The following is a 270-nucleotide window of genomic DNA, read 5'->3' on the forward strand; positions in this document are numbered from 1 at the left end:
TCAAAAAGGATAATCGAATATCGATTATCCTTTTTGATTTATTTATCATGATCGATCAAGCAATTGGCAGGTTAACATCGCCTTACCGACAAGTTTGCCTTGGTTAAACACCTCGACATCCACTTTTCCGAATTTACGTCCTACATCAAGGACACGCGGATGGATTTCAAGCGTGCTGTCGATCTGAACTGGCTTGATGAAATAAATCGTCATATTTTCCACGACCAAGTCACCGCGCTTATAGCTTCGAAGTGCCCGGTTTGCTGAATC

The 270-nt window shown here is 42.2% G+C and carries 1 protein-coding gene; it reads right to left on the bottom strand.

The features are described 5' to 3' along the window. Positions 1-45: 45 nt before the first annotated feature. The coding region (locus SB773_RS31965) for a hotdog domain-containing protein (RefSeq protein ID WP_410594357.1) at positions 46-270 on the bottom strand (225 nt) is incomplete at its 5' end.

It is taken from the genome of Bacillus sp. SIMBA_074, assembly GCF_046534555.1.
GTDB lineage: Bacteria > Bacillota > Bacilli > Bacillales > Bacillaceae_G > Bacillus_A > Bacillus_A mycoides.